Source organism: Stenotrophomonas sp. G4, assembly GCF_003428825.1.
Taxonomy (GTDB): domain Bacteria; phylum Pseudomonadota; class Gammaproteobacteria; order Xanthomonadales; family Xanthomonadaceae; genus Stenotrophomonas; species Stenotrophomonas indicatrix.
The window spans coordinates 88,500-109,122 of sequence record NZ_CP031741.1; the positions used below are offsets into that span (position 1 = coordinate 88,500).

The window sequence follows — 20,623 nt, forward strand, 5'->3', positions numbered from 1 at the left end:
TCGAATGCGGGATGGCGTTCGCATTTGTGCCTGTTGCTCTGACGCACCCGACCCCAGCCGGGAAAACTGTGCGCCGCATCGCGCTGTACGCGTGGAGCGCCCTCTATCAATCGATGCACCAGCACGGACCGCGGCCGTGCCGGTTCCAACCATCGATAGAGGAATACACGGATATGTATCGCAGCACCTCTTTGTTGTTCGGCGGCCTGTTGGCGGCGGCCATCGTCTTTCCCGCCACGGCTGCACCCCAACCCCGCGAAGCACCGCGCATCATCGGCGGCGAGGCGGCCAAGCCGGGCGACTACCCGTTCATGGTCAGCATCCAGCGCTTGTCCTACGGTGACAGTGACCACGGTCGCCATTGGTGTGGCGCCACGCTGATTTCGCCCTCCTGGGTGCTGACCGCCTCGCACTGCGTGGAAGGTGATCGCCCGGATGATCTGGCCGTGCTGGGGGGCGCTACCGCGCTGTCCACCGAGCCGTCGGCGCGCCCCTCCAACATCAAGGCCATCCACATGCATCCGGCGTTCAACAGCGGCAACTCGCTGGAGCATGATGTTGCCCTGATCCAGCTCAGCGCACCGTTGGCCGATGCGCAGCCGGTCGCGCTGCGGTTGCGGCCCGATGCCAGCTATCTCAAGCCAGGCCGGGAGTTCACGGTGATCGGCTGGGGCGACACCGACATCAGTGACGGACGGCTCTATCCCACCCAGCTGCAGACGGTGCAGACCCCGTTCGTCCCCTTCGCCGAGTGCCAGCAGGCGTACGGAGGCGAGCTCGCACGCGGCAAGGTGATCTGCGCCGGCCGCGAAGGGATCGACAGCTGTCAGGGTGACTCCGGTGGTCCGCTGCTGCTGCGCCTGCGCGAGGGCTGGACCCAGTTCGGTGTTGTCAGCTGGGGCGAAGGCTGCGCGTTGGCCGGCTACCCCGGCGTTTATGCCCGAATCGCCGAAAAACATGCCGTAGATTTCATTGAAGCAGTCTGGCAACGCGATTGAGCCAATAAAATCAATGGGTTGAATGACATTTCATCATGTGTTGCGTTAACTTTGCGGGCAGCGTAGGATCGCCGCCATCCGGTCTTCGGGCCGGACATGCGCCACAACACTGTCCACCGGCCCTGCGCCGGTTTGAAGAGCCTGCGATCCCTGTGGTCCGGGCTCTTTTTTTGTCCGCCGGGTGCGGCAAGGGCCCATCGGCGCGGGGCGTGGATGCACCGCGCAGTGCGCGCCATGGCAGAAACCGTGACGCCCCGGCTTGCCGCTGTCACGTCGCAGGCCGCAAGATGCGGACCGGTCCGGGGAGTCCGATTGCATGAGCGTGGTAATGCGAGGAAGGTCTGCGCGGGGATGGGGGCTGGCGGCCGTGCTGCTGCTGGCCATCGCCGCGTGCCGTGAATCCGGCAGTGATCCGGCCGCCGCGCCGGCCGAACCTGTCGCTGCAGTACAGGCGATGGCGCAACGGCTGGCCGAGGACGACCTGGTCGGCTATGCAAAGCTGTCGGTGCCCCCCAGCCAGTACCAGCGCCTGCAGCAGGCCTGGGCCGACGGCCACAGCCAGTGGCCGCTGACCGGACTGCCGCTGGGCGACCAGCTGCTGCCGATGCTGGCGGCGCTGCGTGAGCCCGGCGCCAGCGTGCAGCTGCAGCGCAGTTTCGATCGCCAGCTGGCTGGCCAGGCCCGCGCCGTGCGCCAGGCCGCGCAGTCGATGGGCAACTTCGGTGTGCAGTACCTGCGGCACCAGAAGGGCTATACGCCCGGCCAGCAGGCGCACTACATCCAGCTGGTGCAGACCCTGGCCGCCTGGGCGCAGGATGCCCCGATCAGCGACCGCGCCAGAGCCCGCAGCAGCATCGCCGCCCTCGTCGGCGCCGCCGCCCGGGTGGGTTTCCAGGACGATGCCGGTCTGCAGGCCGCAGGCATGGAAGGCAGCCTGCAGCAGCTGGCGCCGTTCGTCCACACGCTGAAGGCGGTGCTGGCCAGCTATGGCCTGGGTGTGGACGAGGCGCTGCGCAGCGTACGCGGTGAGCTGCTGTCGGTGGAGGGCGACAATGCCCTGGTGCGCCTGCAGTACGAGCTCGCCGGCCGCGCGATGACCGTGCAGGTGCCGCTGAGCCGGCGCGAGGGCCACTGGTACCTGACCCGCACCCTGGCCGATACCGATGCCCTGTTGCGGCAGGCCGATGCGGCGCGCGCTGCTGCCGCTCCGGACCCTGTGCCCGCCCCGACAACCGATGGGGAAGCGGCAACGCCATCGGCTAAGCCATAATGACGTCGATGTCGAAACAGAACCCGCTGCCGTTCCCCGGCGAAGAATCCCAGCCGACGCCCGCCGACACGGCGCCGGCGTCCCCCTCGACCGACGCCGGCACGCCGCCGGCGGCGACGCCTGTGCACGCGCGTCCTGCCGGCCGCCGCCCGCTGTGGGCGCGCCTGCTCGGGCGCCTGGTGGAACCCTGGCTGTCGCTGAAGATCGAGCCGGAAGACCCGGGCCAGTACAACGATGGTCGCCCGGTCATGTACGTGCTGGAAGACTACGGCCTGTCCAACGCGCTGATCCTGGACAAGGCCTGCCGCCAGGCTGGCCTGCCCTCGCCGCTGGTACCGCTGGCCGGTGACCCCACCGGCCGCAAGCGCGCCTACCTGGCCCTGTCGCGGCGCAGCTCGAGCAACTCGCTGATTCCCGAGCAGCGCGGCGCCAAGACCCATTCCGATTCGCTGGCCAAGGTCCTGCAGGCCCATCGCGTGCGCGACGACCTGGATGTGCACCTGGTGCCGGTGTCGATCTTCGTCGGCCGCGCCCCGGACAAGCAGAGCGGCTGGTTCGCCGTGCTGTTCTCGGAAAACTGGGCGCTGGTCGGCCGCTTCCGCCGCCTGCTCGGCCTGCTGCTGAACGGCCGCAACACCATCGTCCGCTTCGCACCGCCGATCTCGCTGCGCAGCACCGTCGACGAGGGCCTGGAGCCCGAGCGTACGGTGCGCAAGCTGCAGCGCGTGCTGCGTACCCACTTCCGCCGCATCCGCGAGTCGGTGATCGGTCCTGACCTGTCGACCCGGCGCCTGCTGGTGGACCAGGTGCTGGCCGCCGAGACGGTGCGCGAGGCGATCGCCTCGCAGGCCAAGCGCGACAACAGTAAAACCAGCGATGCCTGGAAGAAGGCGCACGCCTACGCCTGGGAAATCGCCGCGGACTATTCCAGCCCGGTGGTGCGCTCGGCCAGCTTCATGCTCAGCCATGTGTGGAACCGCATCTACGCCGGCGTGCTGGTGCACCACCTGGACAAGTTCAAGGCCGCAGCGCCGGGCCACGAAGTGGTCTACGTGCCCAGCCACCGCAGCCACATGGACTACCTGCTGCTGTCCTACCTCCTGTACGACCGCGGTATCGTGCCGCCGCACATCGTGGCCGGCATCAACCTGAACCTGCCGGTGGTCGGCACCCTGCTGCGCAAGGGCGGTGCGTTCTTCATCCGCCGCTCGATCCGCGGCAACGCGCTGTATTCGGCGGTGCTGAGCGAGTACGTGGCGCAGCTGGTCGCCGGCGGCTATTCCATCGAGTACTTCGTCGAGGGGGGGCGCTCGCGTACCGGCCGGTTGCTGCAGCCCAAGGGCGGCATGATCTCGATGACCCTGCGCGCGTTCCTGCGCCAGCCGCGCAAGCCGGTGCTGTTCCAGCCCATCTACATCGGCTACGAGAAGCTGATGGAGGGCGGCAGCTACCTGGATGAACTGTCCGGGCGGCCCAAGGAGAAGGAATCGATCTGGCAGCTGCTGTGGGGCATTCCCAAGGTGCTCAAGCAGAACTACGGCCAGGTGGTGGTGAACTTCGGCGAACCCATCGCGCTGAACGATGTGCTGGCCGAGAAAGCTCCGGAGTGGGGGGGCGAGGCGGTGTCCGAGGACGAGAAGCCCTCGTGGCTGTCGACCACCGTCGACACCCTGGCCGAGCGCATCCAGGTGCGCATCAACGGCGCGGCCGACGTCAATCCGATCAACCTGCTGGCGCTGGCGCTGCTGTCCACGCCCAAGCATGCGATGGGCGAGGCCGACCTGATCGCGCAGATCGAGCTGTGCAAGACCCTGCTGGTGGAGATGCCGTATTCGGGCCGGGTGACGGTGACCCCGCACTCGCCGGAGCGGATCATCGCCCACGCCGAAGAGATCAACGTCCTCACCCGCATCAAGCACCCGCTGGGCGACGTGCTCAGCGTCAGCGGCGATACCGCGGTGCTGCTGAGCTACTTCCGCAACAACGTGGTGCACCTGTTCACCGCATCGTCGTGGGTGGCCTGCTGCTTCCAGAACAACCGTCGCATGAGCCGCACCGGCCTGGTGCAGCTGGGCCGCACGGTGTACCCGTTCCTGCAGGCCGAACTGTTCCTGCCGTGGACCGAGGACGAGTTCGCCCAGCGCATCGACCAGACCATCGACGTGTTCGTGCGTGAGGGCCTGCTGCAGAACGTCAACGAAGACGACGGCGGCATCCTTGCCCGCAACACCGGGCAGACCGACGAAGTGTTCCGCCTGCGTGCGATCGGCCACTCGCTGCAGCAGGCATTCGAGCGCTACTACATCGCCATTTCGGTGCTGGTGAAGAACGGCCCGGGCACGCTCGGCGCCGCCGAGCTGGAAAGCCTGTGCCAGCAGGCCGCGCAGCGCCTGAGCCTGCTCTATGCACCGGCTGCGCCGGAGTTCTTCGACAAGTCGCTGTTCCGCGGCTTCATCCAGAAGCTGCGCGAGCTGCGCCTGGTGTGGCCGGACGAGAACAGCAAGCTGCTGTTCGACGAGCGCCTGGACGCCTGGGCCAAGGATGCCAAGTTCATCCTCGGCCGCGAACTGCGCCACACCATCGAACGGGTCAGCCCGGAAGCGGCGCGCCCGGACGAACCGGCACCGCAGGATTGAACCTGCGGCGCCTGACGGGCCTGGCCGCGTTGATCGCGGCCGGAGGCCTTGCAACTACTTCGGTGCAGGCGGCCGAAGCCTGCGTGGACGACAACCTGCCCGGGCGCCTTGCCGATGCGCCGGTGCGCTTGTGTCTGCTGGCAAGGACCGGGCAACCGGCGCACTACCGCCTGTGGCTGGCCGGCGAGGTGCGCATCAGCGGTGATGAATCCGCCGCTCGCCAGGGACTAGCCGGCGACTGGTACGGACACCCGTTGGAGTTGCGCTGTTCCGGTGCCGGAAACGTGCGCCGCTGCGACCTGACCGTGGACGGTGAGGCGGCCTGGAGTGCGGAGCTGGCGCTGCCGCGTTGATGCAGGGCCGCATCCACGCATGGCGTGGTTCTGCTGGATGTCCCGGCATGGCGTGGATCCATGTGTTTCCGGGTCGCCCCATCCACGCATGGCGTGGATCTACCGGGACTTCCCGGCATGGCGTGGATCCATAGGTTGCCGGGTCGTGCCATCGGCATCCGGGGCGGCATGGTCCAGTAGATCCACGCCATGCGTGGGCGGGCCCCCGGTTACGCCGGTTCGTCCGGAATCTGCAGGCTTTCCAGCTTGGTGATGCAGTCCTTCAGCTGCAGCTTGCGCCGCTTCAGGCGCTTGAACTCCAGCTCATCTTCGCCGTTGGCGGCCATGCGCGCGATCTGTTCATCCAGCGCCCGGTGCTCGGCGCGCAGGGCGACGAGGTGTTCGACGATTTCGGCGGGGTTGTAGGTGTCCACGGTCTCCGAGCATACACAGCGACGATGACTGCCGGGAGAGGGGAATCCCGACCCCGGGTCCGGGCTGCCACAAGCCGGTAGAATGGCGCCATGTCCGCCGTGATCTCCCTGCCCGATCCCCCGCAGCGCGTTCCGCGCGATCCGCGCGTGGACGGGCTCGGGGCGGACAAGCTGGGCAAGCGCCTGCGCCGCCAGGTCGGCCAGGCCATCGCCGACTTCGGCATGATCGAAGCGGGCGACAAGGTCATGGTCTGCCTGTCCGGCGGCAAGGACAGCTACACCCTGCTGGACCTGCTGCTGCAGCTGCAGAAAAAGGCGCCGGTGCCGTTCGACCTGGTGGCGGTGAACCTGGACCAGAAACAGCCGGGTTTCCCCGCGCACGTCCTGCCGGAGTACCTGGCCGGGCTGGGCGTGCCGTACCAGATCATCGAGCAGGACACGTATTCGGTGGTCAGCCGGGTCATCCCGGAAGGCCGCACGATGTGTTCGCTGTGCTCGCGCCTGCGCCGTGGCGCGCTGTACAACCATGCCACGGCGCACGGCTTCAGCAAGATCGCCCTGGGCCACCATTGCGATGATGTGGTGGCCACGTTCTTCCTGAACCTGTTCCACCATGCCAAGCTGGCCGCCATGCCACCGAAGCTGCTCAGCGACGATGGCCAGCACGTGGTGATCCGCCCGCTGGCGTACGTGCGCGAGCACGACATCGCGCAGTACGCGCAGGCGCGCTGTTTCCCGATCATTCCCTGCAGCCTGTGCGGCAGCCAGGAAAACCTGCAGCGTCGGCAGGTCAGCCTGATGCTCAAGCAGTGGGACCAGGACCATCCAGGGCGCATTGAACAGATCGCACGTGCGATGGCCGACGTGCGACCTGCGCAGCTGGCCGATGCCGCCCTGTTCGATTTCATGGCCCTGGGCCGCCGTGGCGATGCGGCGCATGCCGATGCCTGGCCGGCCGACGCAGTTCCCGAGACGCCTGCCGTTTAAGGTCGGGCGCCCTTCTTCTTCAGACACCGGAATTCCATGTTCTTTCGCAACCTGACGTTCTTCCGCTTCCCGACTGCCACTGATTTTTCCGAAGTCGACACCCTGCTGCCGCACGCCCTGCTCAAGCCGGTGGGCGCACTGGAAATGAACTCGCGTGGTTTCATCTCGCCATTCGGCCGCGAAGAGAAGGAAGTGCTCTCGCACCGCATTGCCGAACACCTGTGGCTGACCGTCGGTGGCGAGGACAAGATCCTGCCCGGCGCGGTGGTCAACGACCTGCTCGAGCGCAAGCTGGAGGAGATCGAAGAGAAGGAAGGCCGCCGCCCCGGTGGCCGCGAGCGCAAGCGCATGAAGGACGACCTGCTGCATGAACTGCTGCCGCGCGCCTTCGTGAAGTCCTCGCGCAACGATGCCTTCATCGACCAGCTGCACGGCTATGTGGCGGTGGACACCTCCAGCCGCAAGACCGGCGAATATTTCATGTCCGACATCCGCGGGCTGCTCGGCAGCTTCCCGGCGATGCCGCTGAACGCCGAAGTCGCGCCGCGTTCGATCCTGACCGGCTGGATCGCCGGCGAGCCCCTGCCCACCGGCTTCAGCCTGGGCGAGGAGTGCGAGATGAAGGACCCGGTGGAAGGCGGCGCGGTGGTCAAGTGCCAGCACCAGGAACTGCGCTGCGACGAGATCGACAAGCACCTGGATGCCGGCAAGCAGGTCACCAAGCTGGCCCTGGTGTTCGAGGACAACCTGTCCTTCGTGCTGGGCGACGACCTGATCGTGCGCAAGCTGAAGTTCCTGGACGGCGCGCTGGACCAGCTGGAACATGCCGACGAAGACGGCCGCCGTGCCGAGTTCGACGCCCGCTTCGCCCTGCAGAGTGCGGAGATCCGTCGCCTGTTCCTGCTGCTTGAAGAAGCCTTCAAGCTCAGCAAGGCTGACTGAACAGGCAGGCCGTCGGCCGCCGGTCATCCGGCGGCCTCGCACGGCGCTATGCTGGGACCATGAGCCGTCTGCTGCGCCGCCTGATCTCGCCGGTCCCACCCGCCACCGTGCAGCGCGATACCGTTCGCCTGCGCCTGGAGGATGTCGAGATCGAGATACTGCGCGTGCGTGATCCGCGCGCGCGCCGGATCAAGCTCAGCGTCGACGAGCGCGGCGCACGACTGACGTTGCCGCCGCGCGCCAGCCTGGTGATGGGCGAACGCTTCCTGGAACTGCATCGCGAATGGCTGGGGCTGCAGCTGCGCCACTACCAGGGGCATGGCCTGCCCGCCGCGTTGCAGCCCGGCGTCGACGGTGTGCTGCCGCTGCGCGGCGAACTGCTGCCACTGCGCTGGCAGGAAGGCCGCTATGCGCGTCTGGAAATCGACGAACACGGTGCCTGCGTGCAATGGCCGAGCCGTGGCGGCGATGCGACCCTGCGCCGCCTGCTGCGCGAATTCTACGAAGCACAGACCCGCGCCGATGTCGGCCGCTGGTTGCCGAAGTACCTGCCCGGCCTGCCGCGCGCGCCCAGCCGCCTGCGGTTGAAGGTGATGTCCTCGCAATGGGGCTCGCTGGCCCCCGACGGCAGCATGGCGCTGGATCTGGCACTGGTACTGGGCCGTCCCGCCGCCTTCGAGTACGTGCTCGTGCACGAACTCTGCCACCTGATCCAGGCCAACCACTCGCCAGCGTTCTGGCACGAAGTGGAACAACGCTTCCCCGACTGGCGCGAGCAGCGCGACTATTTCCAGCTGGAAGGGCGCAGATTGAAAGCAATGCTTCGGCAGGTGCTGTAGCGCCTGCGCTACAGCACCTGCCCACGCATTCCTCCTCTACCCCGCCTTCGGCGCGCCCCTTCAACAGAAGGAGCTCCACTCCATAGAGCCGGCGGCGCAGTCGAGCAAAATCGACTCTACTGAAGCGCGCACAGCGCGCGACCCGCTTTGCTCCTGCTCTTCCTTTTCTCTTCCGTGGTGGCACGGAAACTGTCTGAGGTCGGGCGGGTGGGCCATGCAGGGGCGTTGGCGCCATGGATGGCGCCATCGAGCTTACATGGATGTACTTGCAGCGTCCCCTGCATGGCCCACCCGCCCGGCCAAGCGCGGCTTTTGATTGTGCCCCTGCGCCACGAGGGGCTCAGCCGTTGGCCGCAGACCTCATCGACCCGCACGCAGGGCCGCCGCCTCCGCCCACCGCGCTGCCACGCGCGGCGCAGTGATGCACACCGCCTGATCGGTCACCGTGGTCACCGCCCGCTCCAGCAGCTGGATGTCCGCTTCGTGCTGGCGCGCCACGTGCGGATCCTCGAAGAAGATCGCGCGCTGGCAACGGCCTTCCAGCACGCGGTCGGCAATCTGCGCATCGCCGCCCATCGGGCCGCTCTGGTAGCGCGTCACCCACGCCGCATCCGCTGGCCAGCCACGGCTCCAGGCCAGCTCGTTCAAGCGCTGGCCGGTGGTGCCGGTGGCGACGCGTTCGCCGAAGCGCGCCAGTACGTCGAAGTGTTCATCGGCGAACGCCAGCATCGCCGGCTTCATCGCATCGTGCGCGATCAACGCCAGCGTCTGCCCTTCGAACGCATGCAGGTCGTCGGTGCCGGCATCGGCGGCCAAGCCCGCATGGATGCGTTCCACCTCGATCCAGTCGCGGGCGGTGGCCACGGTGGAAATGAACGGCTTGCCGTGGATCACGCACTGGCGCTTGAGCGCGGTGGCCTCGGGGAATACCGAAGAAGGGTCGACTGGATCCATCAGATAGACAGCCCCGTCCAGCGTACGCTCGGCGCCCATGCCCACCACTTCGGCCACCAGTTTCATCAAGCCGCCTTCGCGACCGTAGGGATAGCGCTGCAGGCCGTCGTAACCGGCAAGGAACCCGTTGCGCTGGATCGCGTCATGGGTGCGGCCGACCGCACACAGTGTCACGCCCAGTTCGCGCAGCCCGGGTTCGCTGGCGCGCAGCCAGCGGAACAGTGCCGCGCGCGCGTCGTGGTGATGGAGACGGTTGGCGGCCAGGCCGATGCGCATCGAAAGCTCCGGGATCGGTAGAAGCGGCAGTGTATGTCGCTATTGGCGGTTTCGGAGGGTTTTACAAATTTCCTCATTGTTGCTGGCAAGGAGGCCGCTAGCGTGGCAGCAGGTCATACCGGGGCGCGGCCGTGCCACTGCCTGCGACATGAGGATGTCCACCATGAATGTCGCTGGCCCCCTGGCCCGCATCGTCGCGTTGTCGCTGCTGTCGGCGCCGGCCTGGGCCGGGCAGTGCGAAGGCCCCATCCTGCTGGCCTATCCCGCTGACCGTGCGCCGTTGTCGTCCAGTCAGGACGACACGCCGCAGGGGCTGGTGGCCGCCTATCTGGCACTGCTGCAGGAGCAGGTGCCCACGCTGCGCGCCACACCGGTCGCGGCGACGACGCTGGCCGCTGCTGCGCTGCCTGCCGGAACCCACGCCGTGCTTGGCTGGCCGCGCGCGCAGACGCCGAAAGGCTGGGTGGCCAGCGTTCCGTACCTGCAGGTGCCGCAGGTGATCGTGCGACGCCCCGACGCGCGGCCGATCATCGGCCTGGAGGGGCTGCACGGTCATGGCGTGGCCAGCCCCGACATCGTGCCGCTCGCTGCAATGCTGGAAGAGTCGAGCGCGCACGTGCCGCTGCTGCAGGTGGCGGCGTTGGACAAGGCGCTGCAGCTGCTGATCAGCGGCCAGACCGATGCAGTGGTGGGCAACCTGGTGGAAGTGGAAGCGGCGCTGCGCCATCAGCCTGGCGGCGCGCTGCACGTGGCAGCGCCGGCCGGCTTCAGCGACGCACTGGTACTGGCGGCGCTGCCGGCGTGCGCGCACCTGGTGGATCGCTTCAACCAACTGCAGGCGGCCATGACCGAAGAGCAGCGCGAGGCATTGCGGGCGCACTGGGTCTCGACATCCCCTCGCCGCGGCCACGTGCCACCGGTGTCGCCCCTGCGCGGCTTGATCGCGGTGCTGCTGATGCTGCTGACAATGGGCCTGGTGCATGCCTTCGGTTACTGGCGACTGCACCGCGAAGGCCTGCGCAGGCAGGCGCTGGAACAGCGTCTGCAGGAGGTCACCGCCAACCTGCCGGCGGTGGTGTACCAGGCGCGGCGCAGCAGTACCGGCGAGTACAGCGTTCCCCACATTGCCGGCGATGTGCATGCCCTGTTCGGAATCAGCGTGGATACCGCGCGGGTCGACCATGGCAGCCTGCTGGCGGCAGTCCATCCGCAGGATCGCCGCTCGGTGCTGGCCTGCGTTGACGCGGCCGCGCTGGTGCGTGGGCCCATCGACGTTACCTTCCGCACTCGCGGCCCCAACGGCTGGCGCTGGGTACGTTCGCACGGGCGGCCGATTGCCTGCAGCGACAGCGGCGTGGAATGGAGCGGATACTGGATGGATGTCACCGAGGCGCGCGCACGTACGCAGGCACTGGACGATGCCCGGCGTGACGCCGAGCAGGATGCCGCCGCCAAAAGCCATTTCCTGGCCACCATGAGCCACGAGATCCGCACACCGATGAGCACCATGCTGGGAATGCTGGAGCGCTTCGGCAGTGGCGCGCTGGATGCGCGCCAGCGCCAGGTACTGGCGACCATCGATGATGCCGCGCAGATGCTGCGACAGATCCTCGATGACGTGCTGCACAGCCAACGCCTGCAGTCCGGGCCACAGCCACCGCAGTGCCTGCCCACCGACCTGGCCGGGCTGCTGCGTGCGGTGCAGCGCCTGCTGGTGCCGGTGGCGGCCAGCAAAGGGCTGCATCTGCGCTGCGAGGTGGATCCTGCGCTGCAGCGTGGATCGTTGGCCGATGGGCTGCGCCTGCGCCAGATCCTGTTCAACCTGGCCGGCAATGCGCTGAAATTCACCTTGCACGGCGGGGTGGACCTGCAGGTACGGGTGCTGCAGCAGCGCGCGCAGGGCCAGCAGCTGCGGCTGCAGGTGACCGATACCGGCGTGGGTATCAGCCGGGAGCGCCAGCGGGCGGTATTTGCAGCATTCACCCAGGCCGACGCCTCCACCACCCGGCGCTTCGGTGGCAGCGGCCTGGGCCTGGCGATCTGCCGGGAGCTGGCGGCATCGATGGGCGGGCAACTGCACCTGTGCAGTACGCCGGGCGTGGGCACCACGGTGTGGCTGGACCTGTACCTGCCGGCCTGCGAGGCGCCATCGGTGGAACATCGTGATGATGCGGCTGGCGTGCACGAATTGCCGCCGGTGCGGGTCCTGGTTGCCGAAGACCATCCCACCAACCTGCAGCTGCTGGTGCGACAGCTGCGGGATCTGGGCCTGCAGGTGCATGCCGCAGCCAATGGCGAGCAGGCCTGGCAGGCGTGGCAGACGCAACGGTTCGCGCTGGTCATCACCGACTGCCACATGCCGGGCATGGACGGCTTTGCCCTGGCCCGCGCGATCCGCGCCGATCCTCGTGCCGACGCGGCAAGGGTGCCGATCATCGCGTTGACCGCCAGCGTGCTCGACAGTACCCGCCAGGCCTGCCTCGACGCTGGCATCGATCACTTCATCGCCAAGCCGGTTGACCGCCACGCACTGCATGCCGCTCTGGCCGCAGTGCTGTTGCCACTCGGTCTGTCAGTGGGCCAGTAGCCGGGCGATGCTGGCGGCGGCGTCGCGGCCTTCGGCCACGGCGGTCACCACCAGGTCGGCACCGCGCACCGCGTCACCCCCGGCGAACAGGCGCGGATGGGCGGTCTGGAAGGGCAGCCTGCCCTTGCCGCCGGCGAGGATGCGGCCATTGGCCTGGCCCTCCACACCGTGCTCGGCCAGCCACGAGGGCACGCTGGGCGAGAAGCCGAACGCGATGATCACCACGTCCGCTTCCAGCAGCGACTCGCTGCCCTCGATCGGCACGGCGTTCTGGCGGCCATTGGCATCGGGTTCGCCCAACCGCGTTTCGACCACCGTCACTCCGATCACTTCGTCATCGGCGCCGGCTTCGATCGACAGTGGCTGGCGGTTGAACAGGAAGCGCACGCCTTCCTCGCGCGCGTTGGCCACTTCGCGCGCGCTGCCCGGCATGTTGGCTTCGTCGCGGCGGTAGGCGCAGGTGACCTTGGCCGCGCCCAGTCGCACCGCGCTGCGCACGCAGTCCATGCCGGTGTCGCCACCGCCAAGGACCACCACGCGCTTGCCATTTAGGTCGGGCAGGGCGATCTGGTCTTCCCAGCCAGCGATCGGGCGGCCCTGTGGATCATCGCCGCCGACGATGCGGCTGTTCTGCACCAGGAACGGCAGCGCCGGCAGCACGCCCTTCAGGTCCTGGCCGTCGAGGCCACCGTCGGTGTAGCGATACGCGCCGGTACCGACGAACACTGCATCGTGGGTGTCCAGCAGCTGCTGCAGGCTGATGTCGCGGCCGATCTCGACGCCGAGGCGGAACTGCACGCCCATGCCTTCCAGCACGTCGCGACGACGACGGATCACGTCCTTGTCCAGCTTGAAACTGGGGATGCCGAACTGCAGCAGGCCACCGACCTGTTCGTAACGGTCGTAGACCACCGCGGTGATGCCGGCATGCGCCAGGCGGTCGGCACACGCCAGCCCCGCGGGCCCGGCACCGATCACCGCCACCGTGTGGCCGGTGGGCTGCACGGCGGCCATGTCCGGCCGCCAGCCGGTGGCCAGCGCGGTATCGACGATGTACTTCTCCACCGCGCCGATGGTGACCGCACCAAACTCTTCCAGCGTGCAGCTGCCCTCGCACAGGCGATCCTGCGGGCACACCCGGCCGCACACTTCCGGCAACGGGTTGGTGCTGTGGCACAGCGTGGCTGCTTCGTGGATGCGGTTTTCCTGCACCAGCTGCAGCCACTGCGGAATGGCGTTGTGCACCGGGCACTTCCAGCTGCAGTACGGGTTGCCACAGTCCAGGCAACGGCCGGCCTGGTACTGCGCATCTTCCTTGCCGAACTTTCCGTACAGCTCGCCCCAGTCGCCGGAGGTGCGCAGTTCGACCGGGATGCGCTGCGGCATGGTCCGGGGCAGGTCGAGGAACTGGAAGGCGTGCTTGCGGCTCATGGCGGACTCTGTGGGTTTCCGGATGCCGGCCAGCGGCCGGCACTACAACGGTGGGGAAGCCGGTGCGCCCAGTGCATGCGGCGCATCGCTCACGTGCGGTGTGTCACGCCGCGCGGCGCAGGGTTTCGGTCAGCGACTCGATGCTGGCGGCCTTGGGTTTGACCAGCCAGAACTTGCCGATGTAATCGCGGAACTCGTCCATGATCTGCTGCGCCCAGATGCTGCCGGTCAATTCGCGATGACGGCCGATCAGGCGGTGCAGATGCTGGCGGTAGTTCTCGAACCCTTCGGCGGAGACGCGATGGATGTCGATTAGCTCGTGGTTGTAGCGGTCGACGAAATCGCGGTCCACGTCCAGCACGTAGGCCAGGCCACCGGTGAAGCCTGCACCGAAGTTGAGGCCGACCTTGCCCAGCACCAGCACCACGCCGTCGGTCATGTACTCGCAGCAGTGATCGCCTGCGCCTTCCACTACCGCCAGTGCGCCGGAGTTGCGCACGGCGAATCGTTCACCGGCACGGCCAGCGGCGAACAGCTCGCCACCGGTTGCGCCATACAGGCAGGTGTTGCCGATGATGGCGGTGCTGCGTGCCTCGAAGCGTGCGCCACGCGGCGGGCGCACCACCAGGCGGCCACCGGCCATGCCCTTGCCGACGTAGTCGTTGGCTTCACCCTCCACTTCCAGGTGCAGGCCGCCGACGTTGAAGGCACCGAAGCTCTGCCCGGCGCTGCCACGGAAGCGCAGTTCCAGTGGCGATTCGGCCATGCCCTGATTGCCGTGCGCGCGCGCGACGGCACCGGCCAGACGGGTGCCGACGCTGCGGTCGGTGTTGTGGATCAGGAAGCGATGCTCGCCGCCGCGCTTGTGTTCGATGGCCTCGGCCAGCAGGCCGTCCATCTGCGTGGCCAGGCTGTCCGGAGATTCATACAGGCGCTGTGCGGCGCAGTGGCTGCCTGGGTAACTGGCGTCGGCCAGCAGCCGCGACAGGTCCACGCGCACGTCTTCGCGCGGTGACACCTCAAGCTGGCGCAGCAGGTCGGTGCGGCCGACGATTTCCTGCAGCGAACGTGCGCCCAGCACCGACAGCCAGCCGCGTACTTCCTCGGCCAGCAGGCGGAAAAAGTTCTCCACGCGCTCGGGTTGGCCGGTGAAGTGATTCTCGCGCAGGCGCTCGTCCTGGGTGGCCACGCCGGTGGCGCAGTTGTTGAGGTGGCAGATGCGCAGGTACTTGCAGCCCAGCACGATCATCGGCGCGGTGCCGAAGCCGAAGCTGTCCGCGCCCAGCAGCGCTGCCTTGACCACGTCCAGGCCGGTCTTCAGGCCGCCATCGGTCTGCAGCAGGGTGCGCCCACGCAGGTCGTTGGCCACCAGCGCCTGGTGCGCCTCGGCGATGCCCAGTTCCCACGGCACGCCGGCGTAGCGGATCGAGCTGACCGGTGACGCACCGGTACCGCCGTCATGGCCGGAAATGGTGATCAGGTCAGCACCGGCCTTGACCACGCCCGCCGCGATCGTGCCGACGCCGGCATGGCTGACCAGCTTCACCGACACCAGCGCGGTCGGGTTGACCTGCTTGAGGTCGTAGATCAGCTGCGCCAGGTCTTCGATGGAGTAGATGTCGTGGTGCGGCGGCGGCGAGATCAGGCCGATGCCCGGCTTGGCATAGCGCAGGCGTGCGATCAGTTCATTGACCTTGTGCCCGGGCAGTTGGCCGCCTTCGCCGGGCTTGGCGCCCTGCGCAACCTTGATCTGCAGCACTTCGGCGTTGACCAGGTATTCGGCGGTGACGCCGAAGCGGCCCGAGGCCACCTGCTTGATCTTGCTGCGCTTGTCGGTGCCATAGCGCGCCGGGTCTTCGCCACCTTCGCCGGAATTGCTGCGGCCGCCGAGGCGGTTCATCGCAATGGCCAGCGCTTCATGTGCCTCGGGCGAAAGCGCACCAAGGCTGATCGCGGCGGTATCGAAACGCGGGAACAGATCGCTGGCCGGTGCCACTTCGTCCAGCGGTGTCGGCGTTGCCGCCGGCACCAGCTGCAGCAGATCGCGCAGCGCCGACGGCGGGCGCGCATGCACGGCATCGCAGTACTGCTGCCACGCACGCGGGTCACCGCTGCGCGCCGCGCGCTGCAGGGTGGTCACCACGTCCGGGTTGTACATGTGGTATTCGCCGCCGTGCACGTACTTCAGCAGGCCGCCGACATCCACGCCCTGCTGGGCATCCCAGGCCTGCGCGCACAGTTCACGCGCGTCGGCATCCAGGCGTGCGAAGCCGGCGCCACCGATGCGCGAGGCGGTATCGGGGAAGCACAGCTCCACGACCTCCGGCTCCAGGCCGATGATCTCGAACAGCTGCGCGCCGCGGTAGCTGGCCACGGTACAGATGCCCATCTTCGAGATGATCTTGGACAGGCCCTTGTAGATGCCCTTGCGGTAGCGACGGCCGATCTGCGACTGCTCACCGCCCTTGCTGAGCTTGAGGATGCCGCGTCGGCCGAGGTCGAACAGGGTCTGGTAGGCCAGGTACGGATATACCGCCGTGGCACCGAAGCCGAGCAGGCAGGCCATGTGGTGCGCGTCGCGCGCGGTGCCGGTTTCCACGATCAGGTTGACGTCGCAGCGCAGGCCCAGCCGTGACAGGTGGTGGTGGATGGCGCTGGTGGCCAGCAGCGCATGCACCATCGGCCGCCCGGCCACCGGGTAGCGGTCGGACAGCAGCAGCATCACCATGCCGTCGCGCGCAGCCTGTTCGGCTTCGACGCAGATGCGTTCAATGCCCGCACGCAGGCCTTCCTCTTCGCTGTAGGACAGGTCGAGCAGGCGGTTGGCCTGCACGTACTGGTCCATCTTCAGCAGCTGGCGCAGCTTGCGCTGGCTCAGCACCGGCGAGTTGAGGATGACGTGGTTCACCGTCTCCGGGCCGGCATGGAAGATGTTGGTCTCCTTGCCGAGCTGGGTGGACAGGGACATTGCGCAGTCTTCGCGCAGCGGGTCGATCGGCGGGTTGGTGACCTGCGCGAAGGCCTGGCGGAAATAGTCGTACAGCGGACGGCTGCGCTGGCTGAGTACGGCCATCGGCGTGTCATCGCCCATCGAGCCGGTGGCTTCCTGCTCGGTCTCGGCCAGCGGCCGCAGCACCTGTTCCACTTCCTCGCTGCTGAGCTGGTACAGCTTGTGGTAGCTGCGCAGCGTGCCTTCGTCGAACGGCTCTTCCACCAGCGACGGGTCGATCAGTTCGGTCTGCAGGTAGGTGACGCCCTGCTGCAGCCACTGCTTGTACGGTGCACGGCCGCGGTTGATGCGGTCGATGGCCTCCGAATCGAGCAGGTCACCGCGCTTGAGGTCGATGGCGATCATCTCGCCCGGGCCGAGCTTGCCCTTGCGCACCACGCGCTCGGTCGGTACTTCCCAGACGCCTGCTTCGGAGGCGACCAGGAAGTGGCGATCGGCGGTCAGCATCCAGCGCGCCGGGCGCAGGCCGTTGCGGTCGAGGGTGCACACCGCGTAGCGGCTGTCGCAGGCGACGATGCCGGCCGGGCCGTCCCACGGTTCACTGTTGAGGCCGTGGAACTCGTAGAACGCCGCCAGGTCCGGGTCCTTGAATTCCAGCGACTGCGTTGCCGGGGGCACCAGGATGCGCAGCGCCTGGATCAGCTCCATGCCGGCGGACACCATCAGTTCCAGCATGTTGTCCAGGCTCTGCGAATCGGAGCCGTGCATGGAGATGACCGGGTCGAATTCGCCGATGTCGAAACGGGGCGTCTTCCACACCTTGCTGCGCGCCTGTGCCCAGCGCCGGTTGCCTTCGATGGTGTTGATCTCGCCGTTGTGGGCGAGCATCCGGAACGGGTGCGCCAGCGGCCAGCGCGGCAGCGTATTGGTGGAGAAGCGCTGGTGGAACACGATGGCGCTGGAGGCCAGTTCGCGGCGTTGCAGGTCCGGGAAGAAGCGGCTGAGCTTGTCCGGCAGCACCATGCCCTTGTAGCTGATGGCGTTGGGGCTGAGCGTGGTGACGTAGTAGTCGGCGTGCGCACGCAGCTGCTGTTCGCTGCGGCGGCGGGCCAGGAACAGGGCCAGGCCGAAGCCGGCGTCATCCTGGCCGACGCCGGCATCGACGAACACCTGCTCGATGCGCGGCAGGGTGTCACGTGCCAGTTGTCCGCAGACGCTGTCGTCGGTCGGTACCTCGCGCCAGCCGGCCACCTTGCAGCCCACCGCTTCGATCTGCTGCTGCAGCTGCGTGCGGCAGGCCTGTGCGGCGTCGGCATGGTGCGGCAGGAACACCAGGCCCGCAGTGAAGCGCGCGCCGACGGCGATGCCGGCTTCGCTGGCCAGCAGTTTCAGGAAGGCATCGGGGCGGCGCAGCAGCAGGCCGCAACCATCGCCGGTGAGGCCATCGGCGGCGACACCACCACGGTGGGTCATGCGCGAGAGCGCAGCGATGGCGGTATCCACCAGCAGGCGCGAAGGCTGGTCGTCGAGCTGGGCGACCATGCCAAATCCACAGGCATCGCGCTCGGAGCGCGGGTCGTAAAGCCCTTGGCGGTTGCGGGGGGCCATCTCTACCTCGATGCAGATTGAAATGGACGGGGACACTCCTGCCCGCTCTGTAGAGCACGCCCTGTACGTCATGGTGGAGTGTGCTGCGCATGGCGCAGCCCGTCGGGAAGCCGCTTGGCGCACGCCCATACGGCGTTGCTCACCTAGCGCGGGCACTTGCCCGCGCGGCGGCGCGCGCCTTGTCTGGCCGCACGCCAAGTGTCTTCACACTCACCCTGACGCACACGCCGTGCTCTTCCTGGAGCGCATCATGAGGCCACCGGATGCCTCGACTAGATCACAGGTTGCTGCAACGCCGCAATACACGGTTGCAGGCGCAACCAAAGCGCCGGCAAACGCTTGCCGGCGCGGGCTTGCTCAGCCGCAGCGGACGCCGCTGACCACGTCCTTTGCGTCCACTTCGATGTTCAGGCGATCGCCCAGGAACTCCATCGTGGTGACGTCATTGGGGTGCAGTACGCGCAGCTGCTTGGCCGCGGCATCTTCCTGGGCCTGCTTGCCGAGCGCTTCGGTATAGGGCTGGCCGACCAGGCTCTGCACCTGGCTGGCGTCGCAGTTGCCGACCGGGGGTGCTTCGGTGGCCTTGCCGGCTTCGTCGGCCGGCGCCTTGGCGGCCTCGGCGGCCTGCTGGGCGTGGGCGGTGGCCGAATCCTGCTCATCCAGCGACGGCGCCTGGCAGGCGGTCAGGGCCAGCACGGCCGGCAGCAGCAGGGCGGAGAGGGAACGGGCGCGGATCGGGAACGACATCATGACTCCGGAAGGGAAGGGACGGTGAAAGGCCGAGCATAGCGGCGAACCCGCCCTCACGTGTTTGTCTTGCGTTATTGACGTGGCCACGCCGCGCCGATCGGCAGACTGCAGGCATGCCAGCGACCCCCACACCCGAACGCCAGGCCGCGCGCGCCGCCGGCCTGCGCTACGTCGATGACACCCAGCCTGGCATCAGCCGGCGACGCGCAGGCAAGGGCTTTGCCTATCGCGATGCCGATGGCCATGCCGTGCGCGATGCCGCCACCCTGCAGCGCATCCGCGCGCTGGCCATTCCACCGGCCTATACCGCCGTGTGGATCTGCGCCCACGCCGATGGCCACCTGCAGGCCACCGGCCGCGATGCACGCGGGCGCAAGCAGTACCGTTACCACGCCGACTGGGCGGCCGTGCGCGACGCCGGCAAGTTCGACCGCACCATCGCCTTCGGCCAGGCACTGCCGGCGCTGCGGCGACGCCTGGGCCGCGACCTCAAGCGCAGCGGTTTCCCGCGCGAGAAGGTGTTGGCGGTGGTGATCGCGCTGCTGGCCGACACGCTGGTGCGGGTGGGCAATGAAACCTATGCGCAGGAGAACAAGTCATACGGCCTGACAACGTTGCGCAACCGTCACTTGGACCTGCTTCGGGGTGGCCGGGTGCGCATGCGCTTCCGCGGCAAGTCCGGGCAGTTGCAGGAGGTGGTGGTCGGTGACCGTCGGCTGGGCGCGCTGGTACGCAGCGTGCAGCAGCTGCCGGGTCAGGCCCTGTTCCAGTACCGCGACGACGCGGGCGAGGTGCAGCCTGTGGATTCGGGCGCGGTGAACGACTACCTGCGCGAGGTGATGGGCGAGGACTTCACCGCCAAGGACTTCCGCACCTGGGGCGGCACGATGGCGGCGGTGCAGGCCTTCGCCGCCACCGAGCTGCCCGAGCCGGCCAGCCAACGCGCGCTGGCCAAGGCGCAACGCGAGGTGGTGTGCCAGGTGGCTGCGCGCTTGGGCAATACGCCAGCGGTATGCCGCAAGGCCTACATCGATCCCTGCGTGTTCGCCGGTTGGGAACGCGGCGACCTGACTGCATTGGCGGGCCTGCGCGGCCCGCGGCAGTGGGAGCAGGCCACATTGAAGGTACTGCGGCGGGCCCGGCGGCTCAGCCGCAAGGCAGGTCAGCCGCAGTAGATGGCGGTGATGTTGTTGGTGCGGCCGGTTTCGATGGTCAGGCGATCCCCACCTTCCGTGGCTGCACCGGCGGCCGGATCGGCAGCGCCGCTGGCGGTGTTGCCGCTGCGCTCGCGGCTGCCGCGGGTTACCTGCACGTGCAGGCTGTCGCTGTCCACGCGCGCACGTTCGATGGTCATGCCCGAAGCAGCGAGGCCGACTGCGCCGCGCACCTTGTCGGTGTGGCACTGGCCTGAAATCACCCCATCGATCGGCTGGACCTGGGCGACCGGGCTGCTGCTGCAGGCGGCGAGAGCGAAGCAGACGACGGCGGTGGCAATGGCATGTTTCATGGGGGGCGTTCCTCGTGTTGTGGCCTGCAGGGTGCGACGACACGCGTGGTGGCGGAATGAACGCCGTGCACGCGATGGACACAGTGCGCTCACTGCCGCCAACAGCCTGCGTGGAGACACTG

15 protein-coding genes are annotated in these 20,623 nt (G+C 67.9%); 9 read left to right on the forward strand and 6 right to left on the reverse strand.

From position 1 onward, the window contains the following. Nucleotides 1–173 precede the first annotated feature (173 nt). From D0Y85_RS00370 to D0Y85_RS00385, 4 genes are all read left to right on the forward strand, one after another. Nucleotides 174–998: a serine protease gene (locus D0Y85_RS00370; protein WP_117309154.1), complete on the forward strand. Its 825-nt coding sequence runs from the start codon at nucleotides 174–176 to the stop codon at nucleotides 996–998. Nucleotides 999–1,314: 316 nt separating this feature from the next. Then, nucleotides 1,315–2,268: a hypothetical protein gene (locus D0Y85_RS00375; protein WP_117309155.1), complete on the forward strand. Its 954-nt coding sequence runs from the start codon at nucleotides 1,315–1,317 to the stop codon at nucleotides 2,266–2,268. Then, complete coding sequence (gene plsB / locus D0Y85_RS00380; RefSeq protein ID WP_025875424.1) at nucleotides 2,268–4,904, forward strand: glycerol-3-phosphate 1-O-acyltransferase PlsB; 2,637 nt, start codon at nucleotides 2,268–2,270, stop codon at nucleotides 4,902–4,904. Before D0Y85_RS00375 ends, plsB begins: the two co-directional genes overlap by 1 nt. Further along, nucleotides 4,901–5,257, forward strand: coding sequence for a hypothetical protein (locus D0Y85_RS00385; RefSeq protein WP_117309156.1), 357 nt, complete (start codon nucleotides 4,901–4,903; stop codon nucleotides 5,255–5,257). The genes plsB and D0Y85_RS00385 overlap by 4 nt, the downstream gene beginning before the upstream one ends. A gap of 209 nt (nucleotides 5,258–5,466) precedes the next feature. Here the strand turns inward: D0Y85_RS00385 and D0Y85_RS00390 are convergent, their stop codons facing one another. Beyond that, nucleotides 5,467–5,670 (reverse strand): YdcH family protein, encoded by a 204-nt coding sequence (locus D0Y85_RS00390; protein WP_117309157.1) that lies wholly within the window; start codon nucleotides 5,668–5,670, stop codon nucleotides 5,467–5,469. 90 nt (nucleotides 5,671–5,760) lie between these two features. On the opposite strand from D0Y85_RS00390, the gene ttcA reads away from it, so the two are divergent. Genes ttcA through D0Y85_RS00405 form a run of 3 tightly spaced genes read left to right on the forward strand, consistent with a single transcriptional unit; the run spans nucleotide 5,761 to nucleotide 8,438 of the window. Then, entirely contained in the window at nucleotides 5,761–6,657 is an 897-nt protein-coding gene (gene ttcA / locus D0Y85_RS00395; RefSeq protein WP_117309158.1) for a tRNA 2-thiocytidine(32) synthetase TtcA, read from the forward strand. A 36-nt stretch (nucleotides 6,658–6,693) separates the two neighbouring features. Beyond that, a complete protein-coding gene (locus D0Y85_RS00400; RefSeq protein WP_025875418.1) occupies nucleotides 6,694–7,599 on the forward strand; it encodes a recombination-associated protein RdgC in 906 nt (301 codons plus the stop codon). 59 nt (nucleotides 7,600–7,658) lie between these two features. Further along, entirely contained in the window at nucleotides 7,659–8,438 is a 780-nt protein-coding gene (locus D0Y85_RS00405) for a SprT family zinc-dependent metalloprotease (protein ID WP_117309159.1), read from the forward strand. Between the two features lie 360 nt (nucleotides 8,439–8,798). Here the strand turns inward: D0Y85_RS00405 and D0Y85_RS00410 are convergent, their stop codons facing one another. Next, the gene (locus D0Y85_RS00410) at nucleotides 8,799–9,668 is read right to left on the reverse strand and encodes a methylglyoxal synthase (RefSeq protein ID WP_117309160.1); all 870 of its coding nucleotides are present in this window, start codon (nucleotides 9,666–9,668) and stop codon (nucleotides 8,799–8,801) included. 163 nt (nucleotides 9,669–9,831) lie between these two features. Between D0Y85_RS00410 and D0Y85_RS00415 the strand changes: the two genes are divergently transcribed. Next, a complete protein-coding gene (locus tag D0Y85_RS00415; RefSeq protein ID WP_117309161.1) occupies nucleotides 9,832–12,255 on the forward strand; it encodes a response regulator in 2,424 nt (807 codons plus the stop codon). Here the strand turns inward: D0Y85_RS00415 and D0Y85_RS00420 are convergent. The 3 genes from D0Y85_RS00420 to D0Y85_RS00430 form a co-directional block, all read right to left on the reverse strand. Further along, the gene (locus tag D0Y85_RS00420; RefSeq protein ID WP_117309162.1) at nucleotides 12,241–13,686 is read right to left on the reverse strand and encodes an FAD-dependent oxidoreductase; all 1,446 of its coding nucleotides are present in this window, start codon (nucleotides 13,684–13,686) and stop codon (nucleotides 12,241–12,243) included. The genes D0Y85_RS00415 and D0Y85_RS00420 overlap by 15 nt on opposite strands. 103 nt (nucleotides 13,687–13,789) lie before the next feature. Further along, nucleotides 13,790–18,244 carry a glutamate synthase large subunit gene (gltB, locus tag D0Y85_RS00425; protein ID WP_117309163.1) on the reverse strand — a complete coding sequence of 1,485 codons (4,455 nt, stop codon included), beginning with the start codon at nucleotides 18,242–18,244 and terminating at the stop codon, nucleotides 13,790–13,792. Nucleotides 18,245–18,601: 357 nt separating this feature from the next. Continuing rightward, entirely contained in the window at nucleotides 18,602–18,991 is a 390-nt protein-coding gene (locus D0Y85_RS00430) for an I78 family peptidase inhibitor (RefSeq protein ID WP_025876043.1), read from the reverse strand. Nucleotides 18,992–19,107: 116 nt separating this feature from the next. On the opposite strand from D0Y85_RS00430, the gene D0Y85_RS00435 reads away from it, so the two are divergent. After that, nucleotides 19,108–20,169: a DNA topoisomerase IB gene (locus D0Y85_RS00435; protein ID WP_117309164.1), complete on the forward strand. Its 1,062-nt coding sequence runs from the start codon at nucleotides 19,108–19,110 to the stop codon at nucleotides 20,167–20,169. On the opposite strand, the gene D0Y85_RS00440 is transcribed toward D0Y85_RS00435, so the two are convergent. Then, nucleotides 20,157–20,501: a hypothetical protein gene (locus D0Y85_RS00440; RefSeq protein ID WP_117309165.1), complete on the reverse strand. Its 345-nt coding sequence runs from the start codon at nucleotides 20,499–20,501 to the stop codon at nucleotides 20,157–20,159. The two genes, D0Y85_RS00435 and D0Y85_RS00440, sit on opposite strands and share 13 nt — an antisense overlap. Nucleotides 20,502–20,623: the final 122 nt, after the last annotated feature.